This is a genomic window from Clostridioides sp. ES-S-0010-02 (assembly GCA_020641055.1).
Taxonomy (GTDB): Bacteria; Bacillota; Clostridia; order Peptostreptococcales; family Peptostreptococcaceae; genus Clostridioides.
This window is the reverse complement of sequence record CP067345.1, coordinates 2,122,729-2,141,783: the sequence shown is the minus strand read 5'-3', so window position 1 is coordinate 2,141,783 and position 19,055 is coordinate 2,122,729. Positions and strand designations below refer to the sequence as shown.

At 26.2% G+C, this 19,055-nt stretch carries 19 protein-coding genes; 6 read left to right on the top strand and 13 right to left on the bottom strand.

All coding sequences use genetic code 11. The annotated features are described in order from the left end of the window. Positions 1-213: 213 nt before the first annotated feature. The 4 genes from ilvD to JJC01_09680 form a co-directional block, all read right to left on the bottom strand. Complete coding sequence (ilvD, locus tag JJC01_09695) at positions 214-1,869, bottom strand: dihydroxy-acid dehydratase (GenBank protein UDN56473.1); 1,656 nt, start codon at positions 1,867-1,869, stop codon at positions 214-216. Positions 1,870-2,025: 156 nt separating this feature from the next. Further along, a complete protein-coding gene (locus JJC01_09690) occupies positions 2,026-2,703 on the bottom strand; it encodes a TVP38/TMEM64 family protein (protein ID UDN56472.1) in 678 nt (225 codons plus the stop codon). A 727-nt stretch (positions 2,704-3,430) separates the two neighbouring features. Further along, positions 3,431-3,826, bottom strand: coding sequence for a DUF5071 domain-containing protein (locus JJC01_09685; protein UDN56471.1), 396 nt, complete (start codon positions 3,824-3,826; stop codon positions 3,431-3,433). A 145-nt stretch (positions 3,827-3,971) separates the two neighbouring features. Then, entirely contained in the window at positions 3,972-4,271 is a 300-nt protein-coding gene (locus JJC01_09680; GenBank protein UDN56470.1) for a hypothetical protein, read from the bottom strand. A gap of 263 nt (positions 4,272-4,534) precedes the next feature. On the opposite strand from JJC01_09680, the gene JJC01_09675 reads away from it, so the two are divergent. Beyond that, positions 4,535-5,209, top strand: coding sequence for a VanZ family protein (locus JJC01_09675; GenBank protein ID UDN56469.1), 675 nt, complete (start codon positions 4,535-4,537; stop codon positions 5,207-5,209). Between the two features lie 260 nt (positions 5,210-5,469). Here the strand turns inward: JJC01_09675 and JJC01_09670 are convergent, their stop codons facing one another. Then, positions 5,470-5,727: a hypothetical protein gene (locus tag JJC01_09670; protein UDN56468.1), complete on the bottom strand. Its 258-nt coding sequence runs from the start codon at positions 5,725-5,727 to the stop codon at positions 5,470-5,472. Positions 5,728-6,365: 638 nt separating this feature from the next. Here JJC01_09670 and JJC01_09665 point away from each other — a divergent pair. After that, the gene (locus JJC01_09665; GenBank protein ID UDN56467.1) at positions 6,366-6,737 is read left to right on the top strand and encodes a helix-turn-helix transcriptional regulator; all 372 of its coding nucleotides are present in this window, start codon (positions 6,366-6,368) and stop codon (positions 6,735-6,737) included. Here the strand turns inward: JJC01_09665 and JJC01_09660 are convergent. The 5 genes from JJC01_09660 to JJC01_09640 form a co-directional block, all read right to left on the bottom strand. After that, positions 6,734-6,874: a hypothetical protein gene (locus JJC01_09660; protein UDN60225.1), complete on the bottom strand. Its 141-nt coding sequence runs from the start codon at positions 6,872-6,874 to the stop codon at positions 6,734-6,736. The two genes, JJC01_09665 and JJC01_09660, sit on opposite strands and share 4 nt — an antisense overlap. Before the next feature lie 660 nt (positions 6,875-7,534). Next, positions 7,535-8,005, bottom strand: coding sequence for a methylated-DNA--[protein]-cysteine S-methyltransferase (locus JJC01_09655; GenBank protein UDN56466.1), 471 nt, complete (start codon positions 8,003-8,005; stop codon positions 7,535-7,537). A 283-nt stretch (positions 8,006-8,288) separates the two neighbouring features. Next, positions 8,289-10,883: an ATP-dependent chaperone ClpB gene (gene clpB, locus JJC01_09650; protein ID UDN56465.1), complete on the bottom strand. Its 2,595-nt coding sequence runs from the start codon at positions 10,881-10,883 to the stop codon at positions 8,289-8,291. A gap of 36 nt (positions 10,884-10,919) precedes the next feature. After that, positions 10,920-11,516, bottom strand: a complete 597-nt coding sequence (locus JJC01_09645) for a hypothetical protein (GenBank protein ID UDN56464.1) — start codon at positions 11,514-11,516, stop codon at positions 10,920-10,922. Between the two features lie 16 nt (positions 11,517-11,532). Further along, positions 11,533-11,877: a replication/maintenance protein RepL gene (locus JJC01_09640; protein ID UDN56463.1), complete on the bottom strand. Its 345-nt coding sequence runs from the start codon at positions 11,875-11,877 to the stop codon at positions 11,533-11,535. Positions 11,878-12,300: 423 nt separating this feature from the next. On the opposite strand from JJC01_09640, the gene JJC01_09635 reads away from it, so the two are divergent. The 4 genes from JJC01_09635 to JJC01_09620 all read left to right on the top strand — a co-directional run bounded on the left by JJC01_09635 (position 12,301) and on the right by JJC01_09620 (position 15,621). Continuing rightward, positions 12,301-12,675, top strand: coding sequence for a GntR family transcriptional regulator (locus JJC01_09635; protein ID UDN60102.1), 375 nt, complete (start codon positions 12,301-12,303; stop codon positions 12,673-12,675). After that, positions 12,672-13,535: an ABC transporter ATP-binding protein gene (locus JJC01_09630; protein ID UDN60101.1), complete on the top strand. Its 864-nt coding sequence runs from the start codon at positions 12,672-12,674 to the stop codon at positions 13,533-13,535. Before JJC01_09635 ends, JJC01_09630 begins: the two co-directional genes overlap by 4 nt. After that, entirely contained in the window at positions 13,535-14,173 is a 639-nt protein-coding gene (locus JJC01_09625; protein UDN60100.1) for an ABC-2 transporter permease, read from the top strand. The genes JJC01_09630 and JJC01_09625 overlap by 1 nt, the downstream gene beginning before the upstream one ends. Positions 14,174-14,403: 230 nt before the next feature. Further along, positions 14,404-15,621, top strand: a complete 1,218-nt coding sequence (locus JJC01_09620; protein UDN60099.1) for a M20 family metallo-hydrolase — start codon at positions 14,404-14,406, stop codon at positions 15,619-15,621. A gap of 377 nt (positions 15,622-15,998) precedes the next feature. On the opposite strand, the gene JJC01_09615 is transcribed toward JJC01_09620, so the two are convergent. The 3 genes from JJC01_09615 to JJC01_09605 all read right to left on the bottom strand — a co-directional run bounded on the left by JJC01_09615 (position 15,999) and on the right by JJC01_09605 (position 19,048). Then, a complete protein-coding gene (locus tag JJC01_09615) occupies positions 15,999-16,607 on the bottom strand; it encodes a DUF4878 domain-containing protein (protein UDN60098.1) in 609 nt (202 codons plus the stop codon). 124 nt (positions 16,608-16,731) lie between these two features. Continuing rightward, positions 16,732-17,754 carry an ornithine carbamoyltransferase gene (gene argF / locus JJC01_09610; protein UDN60097.1) on the bottom strand — a complete coding sequence of 341 codons (1,023 nt, stop codon included), beginning with the start codon at positions 17,752-17,754 and terminating at the stop codon, positions 16,732-16,734. Between the two features lie 106 nt (positions 17,755-17,860). Beyond that, a complete protein-coding gene (locus JJC01_09605) occupies positions 17,861-19,048 on the bottom strand; it encodes an aspartate aminotransferase family protein (GenBank protein ID UDN60155.1) in 1,188 nt (395 codons plus the stop codon). Between the last annotated feature and the right edge of the window lie 7 nt (positions 19,049-19,055).

Here is a 19,055-nt window from a genome sequence, read left to right as displayed (position 1 = left end):
TATTTTATTGTCTACAAAATAAAATTTATATGTTATATCAAAATAAAGATTTGCTTACATATACAGATTTACTTTTATAGATAATTTACTTTTTTATAGGATATAAAATATTTTATACATTTAAAACAATAAAATAGGATATCTTATTTATGGTAAAAACTTTTTAAGATATCCTGTTAGTATTTAATATTCTCTACTTTTTTAATATATTTACTATTTCAAAACTGCCCCTGTATTTGCTGATGTAACCAGCTTAGCATATCTACTTAAATATCCATGCTTTATTTTTGCTTCTAAAGGCTTAAATTTTGATTTTCTATTTTCTATTTCTACTTCACTTACTTTTAGTTCTAATTTTTTATCTGGTATATTTATAGAAATTATATCTCCTTCTTCAACTATTCCTATTAAACCACCTTCCATAGCTTCTGGAGAAATATGCCCTATAGATGCCCCTCTGGTAGCTCCTGAAAAACGCCCATCAGTAAGAAGTGCTACATGCTTATCAAGCCCCATTCCCGCAACTGCTGATGTGGGAGATAACATTTCTTTCATTCCTGGCCCTCCTTTTGGACCTTCATATCTTATAACTATAACATCACCTTTGTTTATTTTTTTGTCAAATATAGCACTAACAGCTTCTTCTTCTGAATTAAAAACTCTTGCTGGACCTTCATGAATCAACATTTCCTCTGCTACTGCTGATTTTTTTACAACTGCTCCATTTACAGCAAGATTACCTCTTAAAATTGATAGGCCACCTTGACTGCTATATGTATTTTCTAATGTATGTATTACTTCTTCATTCTTTATCTCACAATTTTTTATGTTTTCTCCTATAGACTCGCCTGTTACTGTTTTACAATCTAAATTTATTCCTTTTATCTTTGAAAGTTCATTAATTATAGCTGGTATTCCTCCTGCCATATGTAAATCTTCGATATGATGCTTACCACTTGGACTTAATTTTGTTAAACAAGGAGTTTTTTCACTTATTTCATCAAATAAATCTAAATTAAGTTCTATTCCTGCTTCATAGGCTATTGCAGGTAAATGAAGCACTGTATTTGTAGAACCAGCCATTGCCATATCTACAGTTATTGCATTTTTAAAAGCGTCTATTGTCAAAATATCTCTAGGCTTTATATTATTCTTAAGAAGTTCCATAACATACATACCTGCATACTTTGCGATTCTTTTTCTTTCTCCTGAATGTGAAGCAGCAGTACCATTATATGGAATACCCATACCTAGTGCCTCTGTTAAACAATTCATACTATTAGCTGTAAAAAGCCCAGAACATGAACCACATCCAGGACAAGAATTCATTGCCAACACTTCTAGTTCTTCTTCACTCATTGTCCCATCCTTACAAGCTCCAACACCTTCCATTGCAGAGTTAAAGTCATATACTTTTCCATTTGCTTTTCCTGGAAGCATAGGACCTCCACTTACAACAACACTTGGTATATTAAGTCTTGCAGCCGCCATTAACATTCCTGGGACTATTTTATCACAATTAGGTATAAGTACTAAAGCATCAAAACCATGTGCCATTGCCATTGCCTCTATAGAATCGGCTATTAATTCTCTTGAAGCAAGTGAATAATTCATTCCAACATGCCCCATAGCTATACCATCACAAACTCCTATAGCTGGAAATTCTAATGGTAATCCACCACTCATTCTCACTCCATTTTTTGCTGCTTCTGCTATTTCATCAAGATGAAGATGACCAGGAATCACTTCATTTTGTGCATTTACTATACCTATTAATGGTCTTTCAATTTCTTCTCTAGTAAGACCCATTCCATACATTAATGCTCTCTTTGGAGCTCCCTCTATTCCTTTTTTTATATCGCTTCTCATGGTATTACCTCTTTCTTATATTTTAAAAATTTTCATAATATTATTATAATATATTTTTATATCAATTAATTACAAAAAACCCAAAAAATATTAAAAGATATTAATATAAAAATATTACTATTTTATATTAATATCTTACACAAATAAATTAAATAGTTATTCTCTCTTAGATATACTAGTTGGAGAAATCTTTTTTGCCAATATTAAAGATGTTATTATTAATAAAAACAACAACACTATAGAAATTATAAAAGAAGGATTAGTGATATCAATAGCTTTATCTCCTATATTTAAGAACACTAATGTTCCTGGTAAAATACCAATAAGTGTTGCAAACATATAGCTACTAAATCTTATATTAGTAAGCCCTGCTCCATAGTTTATCAGATTATATGGAGTAATTGGTATCAATCTTAATACAAATATAATAAAAAATCCTCTCTTCTCATCTGCCTCCATAAAAAGTTTCCATAAAGATGGTGATAATTTATTTTTTAAAAACTTAGTTATGGCATCCTTAGCTAATACCTTTGCCATCATAAACATAATTGCACTATTAACACCTGCACCTATTATCGTATAAAGTGTCCCTTTCCACAATCCAAATGCTAATCCTCCAGCCAATGCTAATACTGGAACTGGGAAAAAAGTAATTGGCAAAATTGAGAAAATCAATATATATACAAAGGGTGCATAGTTTCCATATGATTGCACATATTGACGTATTTGCTCTGCTGTAATACCCCTAAAAAATGCATAATAAATGAGTATAAAAATAACAATGATAAGTGCTGTAACAATTCCTTTCAAATTCCTTTTTATAATAAATATCATCCTTTCTATGTGTATTTATTGTATATCTCTATTATTTATCTTCTTTTTTAAGTTTCAATAAATAACCCTTTATTTATATTCTATCTAAATAACTTCTTCATGACTTTTTAAAATTTCATCAAAGTTAATAATCCTACATCAAAAATTAAAATAAGATTTTTAATATTAGTTAATTCAGATTCTATATGATTTAGACTTATTAGATGAAAGTTAATAGTAATCACTTCTTATGATATTATCTCTTTATCAGATTTTCAAGTTTCAATAATATCATTATAATACATTTTTATATTAACTAATTACAAAAAATCTAAAAGATATCAATAAATTACACAATTAAACTAAATAATTATTTTTTATTGTATTCTTTAGAAAATTTTTTTAATAAGATGGAAGATAGTATTATTTATAGAAAATATGAGCTTTATTATTTCATGCATTAATAAATATTGATTTTTTAATAAATAAAAAACATTCCCATAAAGAGAATGTTTTTAGGTACATAAGTATATTAGAAATACACTGCTATTTGCATTCTATCAACAATATTTTTTGGAGAATATAAGTCTAAAATATCTTCATATATTCATATATAAATCCATAAACCTTCATAAAATAATTATTTTCTAAAATCCCATATTTTTAACTGCATATCACATAATAGCATAGTTTTGTAAAGTTGAACTATTATACATATCTTATCTAATAAAGCACACTCCAAAAATACTCATAACCTTAATTGTAACAATTTTCTCGCAACCTCATCTACTTCTGAAGTATTTTCCCATTTTGTTGGTTTTTCTGCAATTCTCTTTATAAAAGGTATAATTGGTTCAAGTTTTTTATCTGTGAACATTGGTAATAGACATACGATTATCCAATATTTCCAATCATCATCTTTTTCCTCTGGGATAAGAATATCTATTATCAGTGGAGTAATAATTTCTTGATGTAATGCCAATACAGGTAATATATCTTTTGCAACAGGCCAATTGTAATCTTGTATCCATTCTAAAAGCCTAAGGCAAATAGGTTTTATCTCTTCATCAGATAATAACTTTAATTTTTCAATATTACAGTTATCAAACTTATCTTTTGGAAGCAGTTCTTCGACATTTTTCATAATCTATTTCTCCAGTCTAACACACAATAATTGCCTTATCTTCAAGATAAACAAAAATCGTTTATGTTTAGATTCTAATATCTACATTTACAAATGTCAAACAAATTATAACTTAATATACTTGTATATAAGTACTAATTTTAAGTTAATCAAATATAATATTTGAAACTTTATCCCAGTTAGTCGCTCTCGAATTATATTCAGGGTGTGATAATTTTACTACATGAGTTGAATTATTATAATTATAATAAATTGTAGTAGTACCATCAATTTGATTCCTCTTGTATCCTTGATAGCTAGCATTATTTGGCACTTTTTTTTCAATAAAACTATATGCAGATGAAGCATCAAGTATTTTTACTTTATTAGGAAACATTAACATAAAAAAAGTTATAAGAGCAAAAATACATATACATGTAATACTATACCATTTAATCCATTTCATACAATTCCTCCTATTTTACCAATATATACTATTATTATTTCCATATATTTATAATATTTATACATATGATAAAATTTTTAAATACTTACATATTAAGTGTAGAAGATTCAATTTTCTAAGTCTTATAAGGATACATAGTTTATTTTTATAAGTTAATAAATTTTTAAGGTTTTATTAAAGAAAAGTTTATTTTTAAAGATTACAATAAAGATAGTATTTATAAGGTCAAAAATATAAATTTTGGAGGGAGATAAATTAAAATTATGTGTACACTTTATCCGTTATTTTGTGCAATATTACCTTGTTTAATATACCAAATAATTGTTATAAGAAGAGTAAATTTAAAAGAAAAAAGGAATTTAGTAACACATCTAATATGGGTCTATGTTTTTTTGTTTTATATTTACTTAGCACTTAGCAAAGCAGGTATTGGAAGTATATGGGATATAGGTAGATATGGTGAAATTATTAGACTAGATGAAATAAATTTAATTCCATTTAGTTCAAGTGGTGCTTTAACCTACATTCTAAATATCATCATGTTTATGCCTTTAGGATTTTTACTTCCTTTGATTTGGAAAAGATTTAGAAATTTTATTAGCATATTATGTACTGGACTAAGCTTTTCATTGGCAATTGAGATTTGTCAATTATTTAATCATAGAACCACAGATATTGATGATTTGATGATGAATACTCTAGGTGCTATTTTGGGATACTTCATATGGATATGTATAGATAATTTATTTAATTATATAAGTAAAAAGACTATCTTTGCACATCGATATGAACAGATTCTTCAAGATGAAATTGCTGTTGAAGCTGATGATGATACAAATAGAAAAACTATTAACCTCCCTAAAAATGAAGCTATTATGTACTTAATATTAGCTGTTTTAGGAGAATTTCTATTGTATAATTTTTATATCACTTATTAGATAATTTAATGTATCTATTAGCTTTACATTTTATCTTAATATTTATGTACAAATAAAATACCCATTCTTACTACCTTAAGAACAGGGTATTTTATTCTTTAATATATTTAACAATAACTTTTTATCTTATTGATAATACCTATTTTCACTTTTCTGCTTGATTATAGCAAAAACAATATTTAAAATAAATTTTAATTATAATCACTTTCAACAAAATTATTAGAATAATTTTCAAATCTGAATAGCCTAATATAATAACCTTACTTAATTGGCATTTGAAATATTCGATTTACATTACATCTAACTTTATTAGCAGTTATATAATCATATTCAGTGCCATTCTCAATAAAATTTTGTATCTTATCTAATACTTGTATTGCTCTCTCTTTACTTTCATAACATCCTATCTTCCTAGTATTATACATATCTTCAAATGTTACATATATTTGATTATCATTTATTTCAATTTTACTAACTTTCATTAAATTAGTTTTATCCTGGCTTCTAATTATTATCATTTCAAATTCTCCAATATATTTAATTTATTTTTAAGTCATTTCCTTGTTATATACTATTTTGACATAATTAAAACTTTTACCATTACATATTTATATACCATCTTTCTTTTTTGAGAGTTTCTTTAATCCTAAAAGCCTTGCTAATTAGTTCTCTTTTTTATTTCCATAATAAATCATTTGTTGATTATTCCAACATCATTATACAATCTATTTCACTTAGTAAAACTTATCCTTACCACCCTTTCCATGTTGATTTATACATTTGGTAATTGTATTAATAAAAATTTTTATTCAAATCATTTGTATATTAAATCATTTATATCAAAACTCAATATTTTACAACATATATATCTCTTTTCTATAAACTTATTTTTATATTTTCTTCAAATAAATGTATTATAGGATTTATTTTTAATAATTTCATTATTTTTTTTATAGCATCATTTTTAATTTTGATTTGTTTCCATTCAACATATCACCCTTCCATAAATTACCATTTGTATAATTTATATTATATATATACAAACGGTAATTATCAATCTTTTTTCTTATCTTTTTTCTTTTTTTATATATTTTTGGTAATTTTATTTTACTTTTCAGCAAAATAACTTATAATTTCGGTAAGGAGTGATGTACATATGGAAAGTTTAGGAGATAGAATAGCAAAGCTAAGAAAAGAGTTGAATATAAATCAAAAGGAACTTGCTACTAAAGTTGGTATAACTGAAGCTAGTTTATCACGTTATGAAAATAATCTGCGAGAACCTAAAAGTGAAATAATAGTAAGATTAGCAAAATCACTGAAGACATCTACAGATTATTTATTAGGTATAAATGAAAATACAAAAATAAATAGAGAAGACAAATTAATAATAGAAAGTTTATCAGTTAGTGAAAAAACAAAGCAGCTTTTAGAAAAGATATATTCACTTGAAGAAGAAGATAGAGAGGCTATAGAAAAAATGATTGATAATGCTTATATAAAGAGATTTTTAAAAGAAGAGAATTAGTTCTCTTCTTTTACTTTTTCCAATATTTCTAATAACATTTCATAAAAATCAATATCTACACTCAATAAAAAATCTAATTTAATTCCTGTGTCTTTAATTTTTTCCTTTCTTATAATAGTAGTATTTGATTTTTCCACATACACCATCCCCCAGCGAACCTATGTTCTTAATTTTATTCAAAGATTCCCAACAAATTTTTAATAAAAATTATGTAATTATGATTTTTTCATTTCATAAAATATTTTTCTCTTATCCAAAATTTTCTTGGATAATTATCTTAACTATATAATAATACTTTTATTCTACAGATGCAATAAAAAACTCGTAATTATAACAAAAAAATCTATTATTGTAGAATTTTGTATATTTTTTATGTTTTTATATATTTTTTAAGATAATTCTTATTATAAAATTTTGTATAAATATATAAATTTTTATGTTTATTTAATCTACTTTTTAGTACTTGATAAAGTATAAAAAATACTGATAATTATAGTTTACTAACTATCATTATCAGTATTTTTTTACCATTTATAAACATAATTAAAATCCACTTTCTAAAGAGGCTAGATTTGCATGACTACACTTCAAATTTTTCTCACAAAATACTATTTATCTTTTATTTATGTTATTCACTTTATATTTGTGTAGTAAAATTTATTTAGCTTTAAACTATTTTTATTATTGAGAGTTTAAGTTTTCATAACTTAATTATTGGAACTTAATTATTAATGAAAATAAAGTTAATTTTCATTATAAGTATTATCTTTTCAATATGTACTTACTATATAATTCTATTATTTATTTTCACTTTCCAGTTTTAATAAATAATCCTTTGTTTTTATTCCGCCCAAATAACCTCTTAAACTTCCATTAGAACCAATAAGCCTATGGCAAGGTATAAAAATAGAAATAGGATTTTTACTATTGGCCAACCCCACTGCTCTATATGATTTAGGTCTATTGATTGTATTCGCTAATTCTAGATAAGTTCTTGTTTCTCCATATGGAATTTTACAAAGTTCACTCCACACTTGTTTACTAAACTCACTTCCTGATGGATGTAATGGTAAATCAAATTTTTTTCTATCACCATTTAGATATTCACTTAGTTGTTTATTTGCATCTTTTATAATTTTAGTCTCTTTAACTGTATATTTTTCACAAGATAATTCTTGTATCCCAAAGAATAAATCTGTAATGTAATTATTTTCTTCTGATATTCCTATTTTCCCAATTTTAGTTTCATAGTAAAATATATTTTTCATTGAGCACTATATCCTTCCATATTTATTTTTATCTTCAGTTATGATTAATAGTTTTACTTATTTATATCATATATTTTATCAACTTTTAATAAAAAAACCTTACTCTGTTTAAAAATATTTGTTTTATATAAAATCAATTAATAACCCTATATTATATAAATAATAAAACTAATTATATCTTCCTTATTAAAACCATAAATATATAAATTAATTAACATTAATGAACAAGAAAGTCAGTAGAGCATGATGTATCAAACCACACATTTTGCTCTACTGACTTTTATTACTTAACTAAAACTTCAATATTTTCATCTTGACCATCTATAACTATAGTACATCCATTATATATCTCTCCAGCAATAAGTTTTCTTGCAATTATAGTTTCTAATGTATTTCCTATATATCTCTTAAGAGGTCTTGCACCATACACAGGGTCATAACCTTCTCTCACCATTACATCTTTAGCTGAATCTGTAACCTCAATAGAAATATCTTTTTCTTTTAATCTATTTTTTAAATCTTCCATAAATATGTCTATAATTTTCTTGATATTATCTTGGTCTAAAGGTTTAAACATTATAATATCATCTACTCTATTTAGAAATTCAGGTTTAAATCTATGCTTCATCTCATTCATTACAAGACTGTTAGTAGTATCTGTTATATTTCCACCTGCTTCTAATAAATAATTACTTCCTATATTAGAGGTCATTATTATAAGAGTATTTTTGAAGTCTACAGTCTTACCTTTATTATCAGTAAGTCTACCATCATCTAATATTTGTAAAAACATATTAAATACATCTTCATGTGCTTTTTCTATCTCATCAAATAATATTACAGAATAAGGTGCACGTCTAACTGCTTCTGTAAGTTGTCCGCCCTCTTCATATCCTACATATCCTGGAGGAGGTCCTACTAATCTTGATACAGCATGTTTTTCCATATATTCAGACATGTCAATTCTAATTATATTGTCTTCACTATCAAATAAATTTCTAGCAAGAGTTTTTGCAAGTTCAGTTTTTCCAACTCCTGTAGGCCCTAAGAATATAAATGAACCAATTGGTTTTCTTTCATCTTTTAGGCCAGCTCTTGCACGTATTACTGCATTTGAAACTGCTGTAACAGCTTCATTCTGTCCAATAACTCTCTCATGAAGTTCATCTTCTAGCTTAAGTAGCTTTTCTCTTTCACCTTCGACTAATTTAGTTACTGGTATACCTGTCCACTTTGATACAATATTAGATATTTCTTCTTCTGTAACTTCTTCTTTTAAAAGTGAGTTTTCAGAACCATCATTCATACTTTCTTCATATTTCTTTATTTGCTCTTCTAATTTAGGTATTTCACCATATTTAACCTCTGCTGCTTTGTTAAAATCATATTCTCTTTCGTACTTTTCAGCTTTTCCTTTAGCTTCATCTAATTGAGATTTTAAATTTTTGATATCTAGTATTTGACTCTTCTCTTTTTCATATTTAGCAGTCATTTCATCATTTTTAGATTTTAACTCTGCTATTTCCTTTTGAATATCTTCTAATCTTGTCTTACTCTTATCATCATTTTCTTTAAGCAAAGCTTCTCTCTCAGTTTCTAGTGTAAATAATTTTCTTCTAACCACATCTAATTCTGTTGGCAATGAATCTATTTCACTACGAATCATAGCTCCAGCTTCATCTATTAAATCTATTGCTTTATCTGGTAAAAATCTATCTTGTATATATCTATGAGAAAGTTTTGCTGCTGCTACAATAGCATTATCATGAATTCTTACTCCATGATGTATCTCAAATCTTTCTTTAAGTCCTCTAAGTATAGATATTGTATCTTCAACAGTAGGTTCTTCTGCAATTACAGGTTGGAAACGTCTTTCAAGGGCTTTATCTTTTTCTATATATTTTCTGTACTCATCAAAAGTAGTTGCACCAATACAATTTAACTCTCCTCTTGCAAGCATAGGCTTAATCAGGTTACCTGCATCCATTGAGCCTTCTGTTTTACCAGCACCAACTATAGTATGAATCTCATCTATAAATAGAATGATTTTTCCATCAGAACTTTGAACTTCTTTTAAGACAGCCTTTAATCTTTCTTCAAATTCTCCTCTATATTTTGCACCAGCAATCAATGCGCCCATATCAAGAGAAAATACTATTTTATCTTTTAATCCTTCTGGTACATCTCCTCTTACTATTCTCTCTGCTAAGCCTTCAACTATCGCAGTTTTACCTACACCTGGTTCACCAATTAATACAGGGTTATTTTTTGTTCTTCTTGATAAAATTCTTATAATTCTTCTTATTTCTTCATCTCTTCCAATTACAGGATCTAATTTATTTTTTTTAGCTAAATCTACTAAATTTGTTCCATATCTAGCAAGTGCATCATATGTTCCTTCTGGGTCTTGTGTTTCTACCCTTTGACTACCTCTAACTTGTGATAAAACATTTAAAAAATCATTTTTATTTATATTATATTGTTTCAATATTTTACCAACAACTGATTTTGATTCTGTTTCCATCATTGCAAGCATAACATGTTCAACACTTATATATGAATCTTTAAATTCTTTAGAAATACTTTCTGCTTTTATAAGTACTTCATTTATTTTTCTAGTAGCTGACACTCCTTGTGAATCTGCTCCTTCTCCATATACTTTTGGAAGTTTATCCATTTCAAAGTTTACAGTATTTCTTAAAGAATCTATTGATATATTCATCTTTTCTACTATATTTGGTATTAATCCATCTTCTTGATTAATAAGTGCTGAAAAAAGATGAATTACATCTACTTGTTGGTTATGATTTTTTACTGCTTCATTATAAGCCTCATTTAAACTTTTTTGAACTCTTAAAGTCATTTTTTCTACGTCCATATAAATCCCTCCATTTTAATATTATATCCAAATAAATTAAATTCTCTCATTTATGATTATTGATTTTCTAAGCTCTAAAAGACTATCAAGCAAACTTTCATTTTTTTGTATGTCAAAACTTAATGTCAGATTAAAGGTTCCATCTGAATTAAAAAAATCAAACACTTCTTTTGATTTTGCTCTTAGATATAAATCTTCATCTATAAGTCTTTTTTCACCTATTAACAAATATTGGCACTTATCTATAAAACTCTTTCTAAAATCAATAGTATATAGATTTTCTAAAAGATTATATTGGTAAATTGCAATATTATTAAACACTTTTAATAAATTTGAATTTACAAAATTGTAAATTTGATTATCGTTATACAGTGATATTTGTTCATATATATACTCTCTAAATAAAGGATGAATGTTTTGTTTAAGTTTCAAAGTAACTTCAGCTGGTATTTCAAAATACAACTTCCAGTATTCAGAATTATTTTTTTCTAATATAAATGCTACTCTGTTTAAACTAGTGGGGCTAATCTCTTTTAATGTACATTCAAAATTATAATATCTCAAACTAGTTTCTTCATTTTCAAATACATAATCAAACCACTGTAGAACATTTCTATCAAGTTTTAAACTCATATAAAAACCTTCTTCCTTATTTACTAACCTTATTAGGTCTTTTTATCTGATTATATTCTTCTAGTAAACTTTCTTTATCAGCTTTATTTCCTTTATATGCTATATGTGGATTTATCATATACTCACCATTTTTTACTTTCTGTAAAAAATCTAATTTTTTTAGTTCTGTAAACAATGAAGACAAGGAAGTCTTTGGATATTCAAATTCGCAAGATAATTCATGTAGTGTTTTCCTAATCTTATTATTTTTATCCATAGAATTTATCAATTTTATTGGAATTAAATCTCTTTTAGTATACATTCCTTCTGCCACTTTGATATAATTTTTAAAGCAAACATTCATATATTTACTTTTGTTCATAACCAAATTTCTACTTTCTGTGTATTCTTGATTTAAATCTTTTTTTAATGCCTTATCTAAATTAAATATCTCTTCTCACTCTCCTTATCTCTAATTGATAATATAAATATATTACAAAAAAATATGTATGTCAAAAACAAAAATAGCAAAAGTTTATCTATAAGCTAAACTTTTATTTATCTATAAGCTAAACTTTATTGTTTTTTAAAATCAGTATTTTCAATTTATTGGTAAGATTTTTGAATAATATTTGTAAATTTTTTTTAAAAATTTTAATATGCTCAGTAAAATAATCTTTTCTACAGAGTAAAACCACTAAACACATAATATTTCCAATTATTTTTTTGTAAGTTTACTTGACATAGTATATATATATTTATATAATGTATATATACTATATATACAATTTAAGGAGGTGTTTAATTGAATATAGTTATTAGTAATTCAAGTGGCAAGCCAATATACGAACAAATTACTACACAAATTAAAAGTATGATTATAAGTGGAGAGTTGCCAGAAGGTACTGCTCTTCCAAGTATGAGATTATTAGCAAAAGAACTTAGAATAAGTGTAATTACTACAAAACGAGCATATAGTGATTTAGAACATGATGGATTTATTGAAACAGTTACTGGTAAAGGTAGTTTCGTATCTGGCAAAAATATGGATTTTGTTAAAGAAGAACAACTTCGTTTAATCGAAGAATACCTACAAAAAGCAGTTGATACAGCTCAAAGTAGTGGCATTACATATAATGAGTTACAAGATATTTTACTTTTATTATATAAGGGAGAATGATAATTATGGACGCAATAACTATAAAAAACCTAAACAAAGTTTACAAAAATTTTGCATTACAAGATGTATCTTTTTCAGTACCAAAAGGCTCTATAATGGGATTTGTAGGTGAAAATGGTGCAGGAAAAACTACTACACTAAAATCAATTTTAAATTTAATATCTTATGATAGTGGAAATATTGAAATCTTTGGCCTTGATAACATAAAAAATGAAAAAGAAATCAAAGAACAAATTGGTGTCGTATTTGAAGGAAGCAACTTTCATGAGAATTTAAATACAAATAATATCTCAAAAATTATGAGCCATATCTATAAAAACTGGGATGATAGACTATTTAAAGAATATTTAAAACAACTAAGAGTTCCAAATAATAAACTAATTAAAGAATTTTCAAAAGGTAATAAAATGAAACTTAGTATTGCTGTAGCTTTATCTCATAAACCAAAGTTATTAATATTAGATGAAGCAACTAGTTCACTTGACCCTATTGTAAGAGAAGAAATATTGGATATATTCTTAGATTTTATACAAGATGAAGAACATTCTATTATTTTATCTTCACATATTACAAGTGATTTAGACAAAATAGCAGATTATATTACATTTATACATAAGGGGAAAATTGTATTTAGCGAAAGCAAAGATGAATTAATCGATACTATGGGTATCTTAAAATGTAATTCTAATGATTTTGCTAAACTTACAAATGAAGATTATTCATATTATCGTAAAAGCCAGTTTGGATATGAAGTACTACTTAAAGATAAGTATAAATTTATTACAAAACATCCAAACCTTATAGTTGATAATACATCAATTGAAGAAATTATGTTATTTTATGTGAGAGGTGATAAATAATGAAGGGACTAATTTTAAAAGACTTACTTAATTTAAAAAGCAATATAAAATTTCTAATTTTATTTATGATTGTATTTGGATATATCTCTTCTGTTGGAGATGGAAATAACAGTAGTTTTATAGGTGTTATTATAGTTTTATGTACAACAATGATTGTTTCAACATTTTCATATGATGATTTAAATAAATGGGATAGCTATGTACTTACAATGCCTATCAAACGTGACACTATTGTATTAAGTAAATATTTAACTATGTTAATATTTAGCTTTATAGGTGTATTTTTTTCACTTATTATTAGCATTGTTAATGGATATTTTAAAAATACACTTGTTTTAGATGATACTTTAGTTATTACAGGATTAATTTTATCAATTTCAGTATGTTTTGCTAGCCTTATTTTACCACTTATTTATAAATTTGGTACAGAAAAAGCTCGTTTATTAATGATTGCATGCTTTTTACTTCCTACTGCTGCAATATTAGGATTTAAAAGTCTTTTGGAAAGATTTAATTCAAGTATTTCTATTGAAATTATACTTAATACTTTAGTTTATTCTCTTCCATTTATTGCGATTTTATTATTTGTAATTTCATATTTTATTTCTACAAAAATTTATTGTAAAAAAGAAGTGTAAAAGATATTAACACTAGTTTTATATTTAAGTGGTTTTATAAAAGATTTTATAAAAATACTATCAGGGTAAAATTTGATAGTATTTTTGTTTTTTATGAATTTATTTCTACTAGGATTTTTATTTTTTTATTATTTATTTATTCAGTAACATCCTATTATTTTCTAAATATACTGATATAATATAATTATCTGATAAATTTAGTTGACAATTATATTTTTAGGAGGGTACACATGTTAGGACAAAGATGTATGGATTATTTACAAACATTAGGAAAAATAAGTTCAACAACAACAGGACTTACAAGACTTATATTAACTGATGAGCATAAAAAATCGATTGAATTAATAAGTTCTTGGATGAAAAATTTGAATCTTGATATTGAAATTGACGATATTGGAAATATTATAGGTACATATAAATCTAATTTCTTAAACGCACCTACATTAGTAGTTGCATCTCATCAAGATAGTGTAAAATGTGGAGGTATATTTGATGGAATGCTAGGAATAATTGTTCCTCTAATTGGACTTGAAGAATCTATAAATAATAATAAGTCTTATCCATTTAATATTAAATTAGTTGCATTCGCTGAGGAAGAAGGAACAAGATTTGAAACATCTCTAATGGGAAGTAAAGTTTTTGCTGGTACTTTTAAAGAGGAACTACTCAAATCTGTTGATGAAAATGGAATCACGCTTGAAGAAGCTGTAACAAAATTTGGATTTGATACTAAAAATTTAATAAATTTACACCCTAGAAAAGATATTGATGCTTATTTAGAATTCCATATCGAACAGGGACCTGTCTTAGAAAACAATGCTCTTCCTGCTGGTATTGTTTCAAGTATTACAGGATTTAAGAGTTTTAAAATATCAGTAAATGGCAAATCTGGCCATGCTGGAACACTCCCAATGGATATGCGATTTGATGCTGGATGTTGTGCTTGTGAATGTGTATTATCAATTGAAAATATAGCTAAGATAACGCCTGATTTAGTTGCTACAGTTGGAAAGATGAATTTCTATCCATCATCATCAAATGTAGTTCCTGAAAGGGTTGATTTTACTCTTGACGTCCGCTCATGTTCACAAGAAACTCTTGATACTTCAGTAATAAAAATATTTGATGAAATAACTCGCATATGTCAAAATAGAAAACTTAATTATACAAGTGAACTCTCTTTTGAAAATGTTCCTGTACCATGTTCTGATAAAATGACAAAAGTTATAGAAAAAAGTTTTGTGGATTTAAATCTCAACCCATTTTATATTTATAGTGGCGCTGGTCATGATGCTCAAGAAATGGATAATATAACTGATATAGGCATGGTATTTATAAGATGTACTGAAGGCATAAGTCATAATCCTAATGAAAATGTTACTGTGAATGATTTAGATATTGCAGTAAAAATATTTTTAAAAATACTAGATAATCTTAATCTAAAATAATTTTACAATAATACTCTTCATTCTGATGTATAAAAAAAGAAAATAAACATGAAAAAGGTAGCAACTAACTCTAATTGCTACCTTCTAATTCTATTTATATAAAAGTTGATTTCTCATCAATAATATCACATCTATCATTTCCATTAGATATATGTCTTACTTATAATTATACATTCTATTCGTAATTATCTCATTTTAAATAATATATATTATACAGTAAATATTTTTCTAATAATGACAATAAATATTCAAATTATTTTTAATATCTCCATTGATTTTTATCTATTTACCTTAAAAATATAAAGGATACCAAAGCTGATATCCCTTATAAATGTTATATATTCATTTTTTATTATAGTTCCAATTTAATATTCAACTTAACTCATAGAGTTAGAAAATTCCTCTCCTGCTGTAACAAGATTAGATAATAATACATCAGCCAGTGCATCATTAGCTGAACTTATTATCCATTTATTATCTTTCTTAGTACATTCAAACTCTACAGTTTTTGTTACAAAAGTTTCTTCAACACTTTTTTGCTTTTCTTTCATAATTGACACTAACATTTCAGTTGTTTTCTCATCTGTTAAATCTTGACCTGAAAAACTCATGCCAAGCATCTTTGTAAATGCTTCAGCCACTATTTCTTTAAGTAATGGTGTTGAATCTACAAACTTACACTCTACTTGAATTTTTGCATTATTATCTTTAATCTCACTGTCTTTTATTGTGTATGTTATTTTAGATGCATTATGTTTTAGATAATCTAAAACATACTGTGTACTTGGGTCTTCTGTTTCTAATTCTTTTAGTATATCCTTATATTTTTCATCATTATTTTCCATAGCTTTGTTCATACCTTCAAAGTCAAATTTCTTTGCACTACTAAAAAAATTATTGATTGTATCTTCTGGTTTTGCACTTGAACATGCTGTCAAAGATATTGCTAATAAAAAAGTTGTTAAAAGTAATATGATTTTTTTCATATCTCAAATCCTCCCTCTTAATTTGTTGATACATAAATTATTTTAACATATAATGAGGATTTTTAATAATATATTTAGAATATTTATGACTTTTATCAAAACATAAATCTAGATTAAAAAATATTTATATTAAATTATTATTCATATTTACATCAGTCATAGTAGAAACCATAACAGCCTTTATAGTATGCATTCTATTTTCTGCCTCTTCAAATACTTTTGAATACTTGGAATTAAATACCTCGTCAGTAACCTCTAATTCTGATAATCCAAACTTTTCATAAATTTCTTGACCAACTTTAGTTTCTAAATCATGAAAAGCTGGAAGACAATGTAAAAATATAACATTTTCATTTTCAGTTTTCTTTATCATATCCATATTCACTTGATAATCTTTAAGTTGATTTATTCTCGCTTCATATTGTTCTTCTTCTCCCATAGAAACCCATACATCTGTATATATAACATCAGCACCCTTTACATCATCAATATTTTCAGTTAACAATATATCTCCTTTAGACTTTTTAGCTATTTCTTTCATATCTTCAACTAACTTTTCATTTGGCCAAAGTTCTTTAGGAGCAAGCGCTACAAAATGAATTCCCATTTTAGCACATCCTATCATCAATGAGTTACCCATATTATTTCTAGCATCCCCAACATAAACAAATTTAACTTTATTTAAATCTTTATCTACATTTTCAATTACTGTTAGAAAATCTGCAAGTATTTGAGTTGGGTGATATTCATCTGTAAGGCCATTCCAAACAGGTACTCCAGAGTATTTTGCTAAACTTTCAACTGTTTCCTGTTTAAATCCTCTAAATTCTATACCATCATAAAATCTTCCTAAAACTTTTGCTGTATCGGATACAGATTCTTTTTTACCCATATGGCAGTCATTGGGTCCTAGATAAGTTACATGAGCACCTTCATCATGAGCAGCCACCTCAAACGAACATCTAGTTCTTGTTGATGTCTTCTCAAACAATAATGCTATATTTTTACCTTGCAATAAATCTCCTTTTATACCAACCTTCTTCTTAGTTTTTAAATAACTAGATAAAGTTAATAAATATCTAATTTCCTCTTTTGTAAAATCCTTTAATGTTAAAAAACTCTTTCCTTTTAAACTTATATTATTCATATTGATTTTCCCCTTTTTGTAAATTTATTTAAATGCTATAAAATTTTTAGTTTCATATATTTTTATCTACTCTAATTCTCACCCTAACAATGAATCTTTTAATAACTTAATTATCTTCTAGTAATATATCTTTTAAAATTTCAAGAGCTTCATTTATCTCCTTGTAGCTAATAGTTAAAGGTGGTAAAAATCTAAGTACATTCTTTCCAGCAGTCAAAATAAGTAATCCTTTTTTTCTAGCTTTTTCTTCTATAGTGCTAGATTCAATAGTAGTTTCGATTCCTATCATCAAGCCCATACCTTTTGTCTTTACTACGATTGTACTATTAAAATTTTCAATAGATTTTCTTATATAATCTCCTTTTTCTAACACATCTTCATAAAATCCTTCTTTAGATATTTCATCTAACACAACAGAAGTTGCCACCATAGCTAATAAATTCCCTCCAAATGTTGTACCTTGGTCTCCTTTTCCTAAAACTTTTGAAAATTTTTCATTTACTAATACTCCTCCTATTGGTATCCCTGCGCCTAAACCTTTTGCAATTGTAACAATATCTGGTTTTACATCAAAATATTCATATCCAAAAAGTTTCCCCGTTCTTGCTATGCCACATTGAACTTCATCAAATATTACTGCTATGTCTTTTTCTTTACATATTTTTACAAGTTCTAAAATATAATCTTTTTCAAGAACATTAACTCCACCTTCACCTTGAACTGCTTCAAGAATTACTGCACAAACAGTTGAATCAATATTATTTTTAAAATCTTCAATATCGTTTTTTTCTACATATTTAAATCCTTCGGGAAGTGGATAAAAATATTTATGGTACTTATCCATACCAGTTGCCATCAAAGACATCATTGTTCTACCATGAAAAGAATCCTTTAAACTTATGATTGTCCCTCTTCCTTCACCATATTTATCACTACTGTACTTTCTTGCTATTTTAAAAGCAGTTTCATTTGCTTCTGTTCCAGAGTTACAAAAATATACTTTATCCAATCCACTTATATTAATTATTTTTTCTCCTACAGACAATACTGGACCATTGAAATATAAGTTTGATGTATGTAATAATTTATCCACTTGCTCCTTTAAAGCAGTTTTTAAATTATTATTACTATATCCAAGAGAAGACACTCCGTATCCGCTTGTAAAATCTATATATTTATTGCCTTTAGTATCAAAAAAGCAACTACCTTCGCCATAATCTATAATAAAATCAGGTTGGCTATATGTATTTATGAAATATTCCTCCCATTTTGAAACTATATTATTGTTATTTATCTTCATT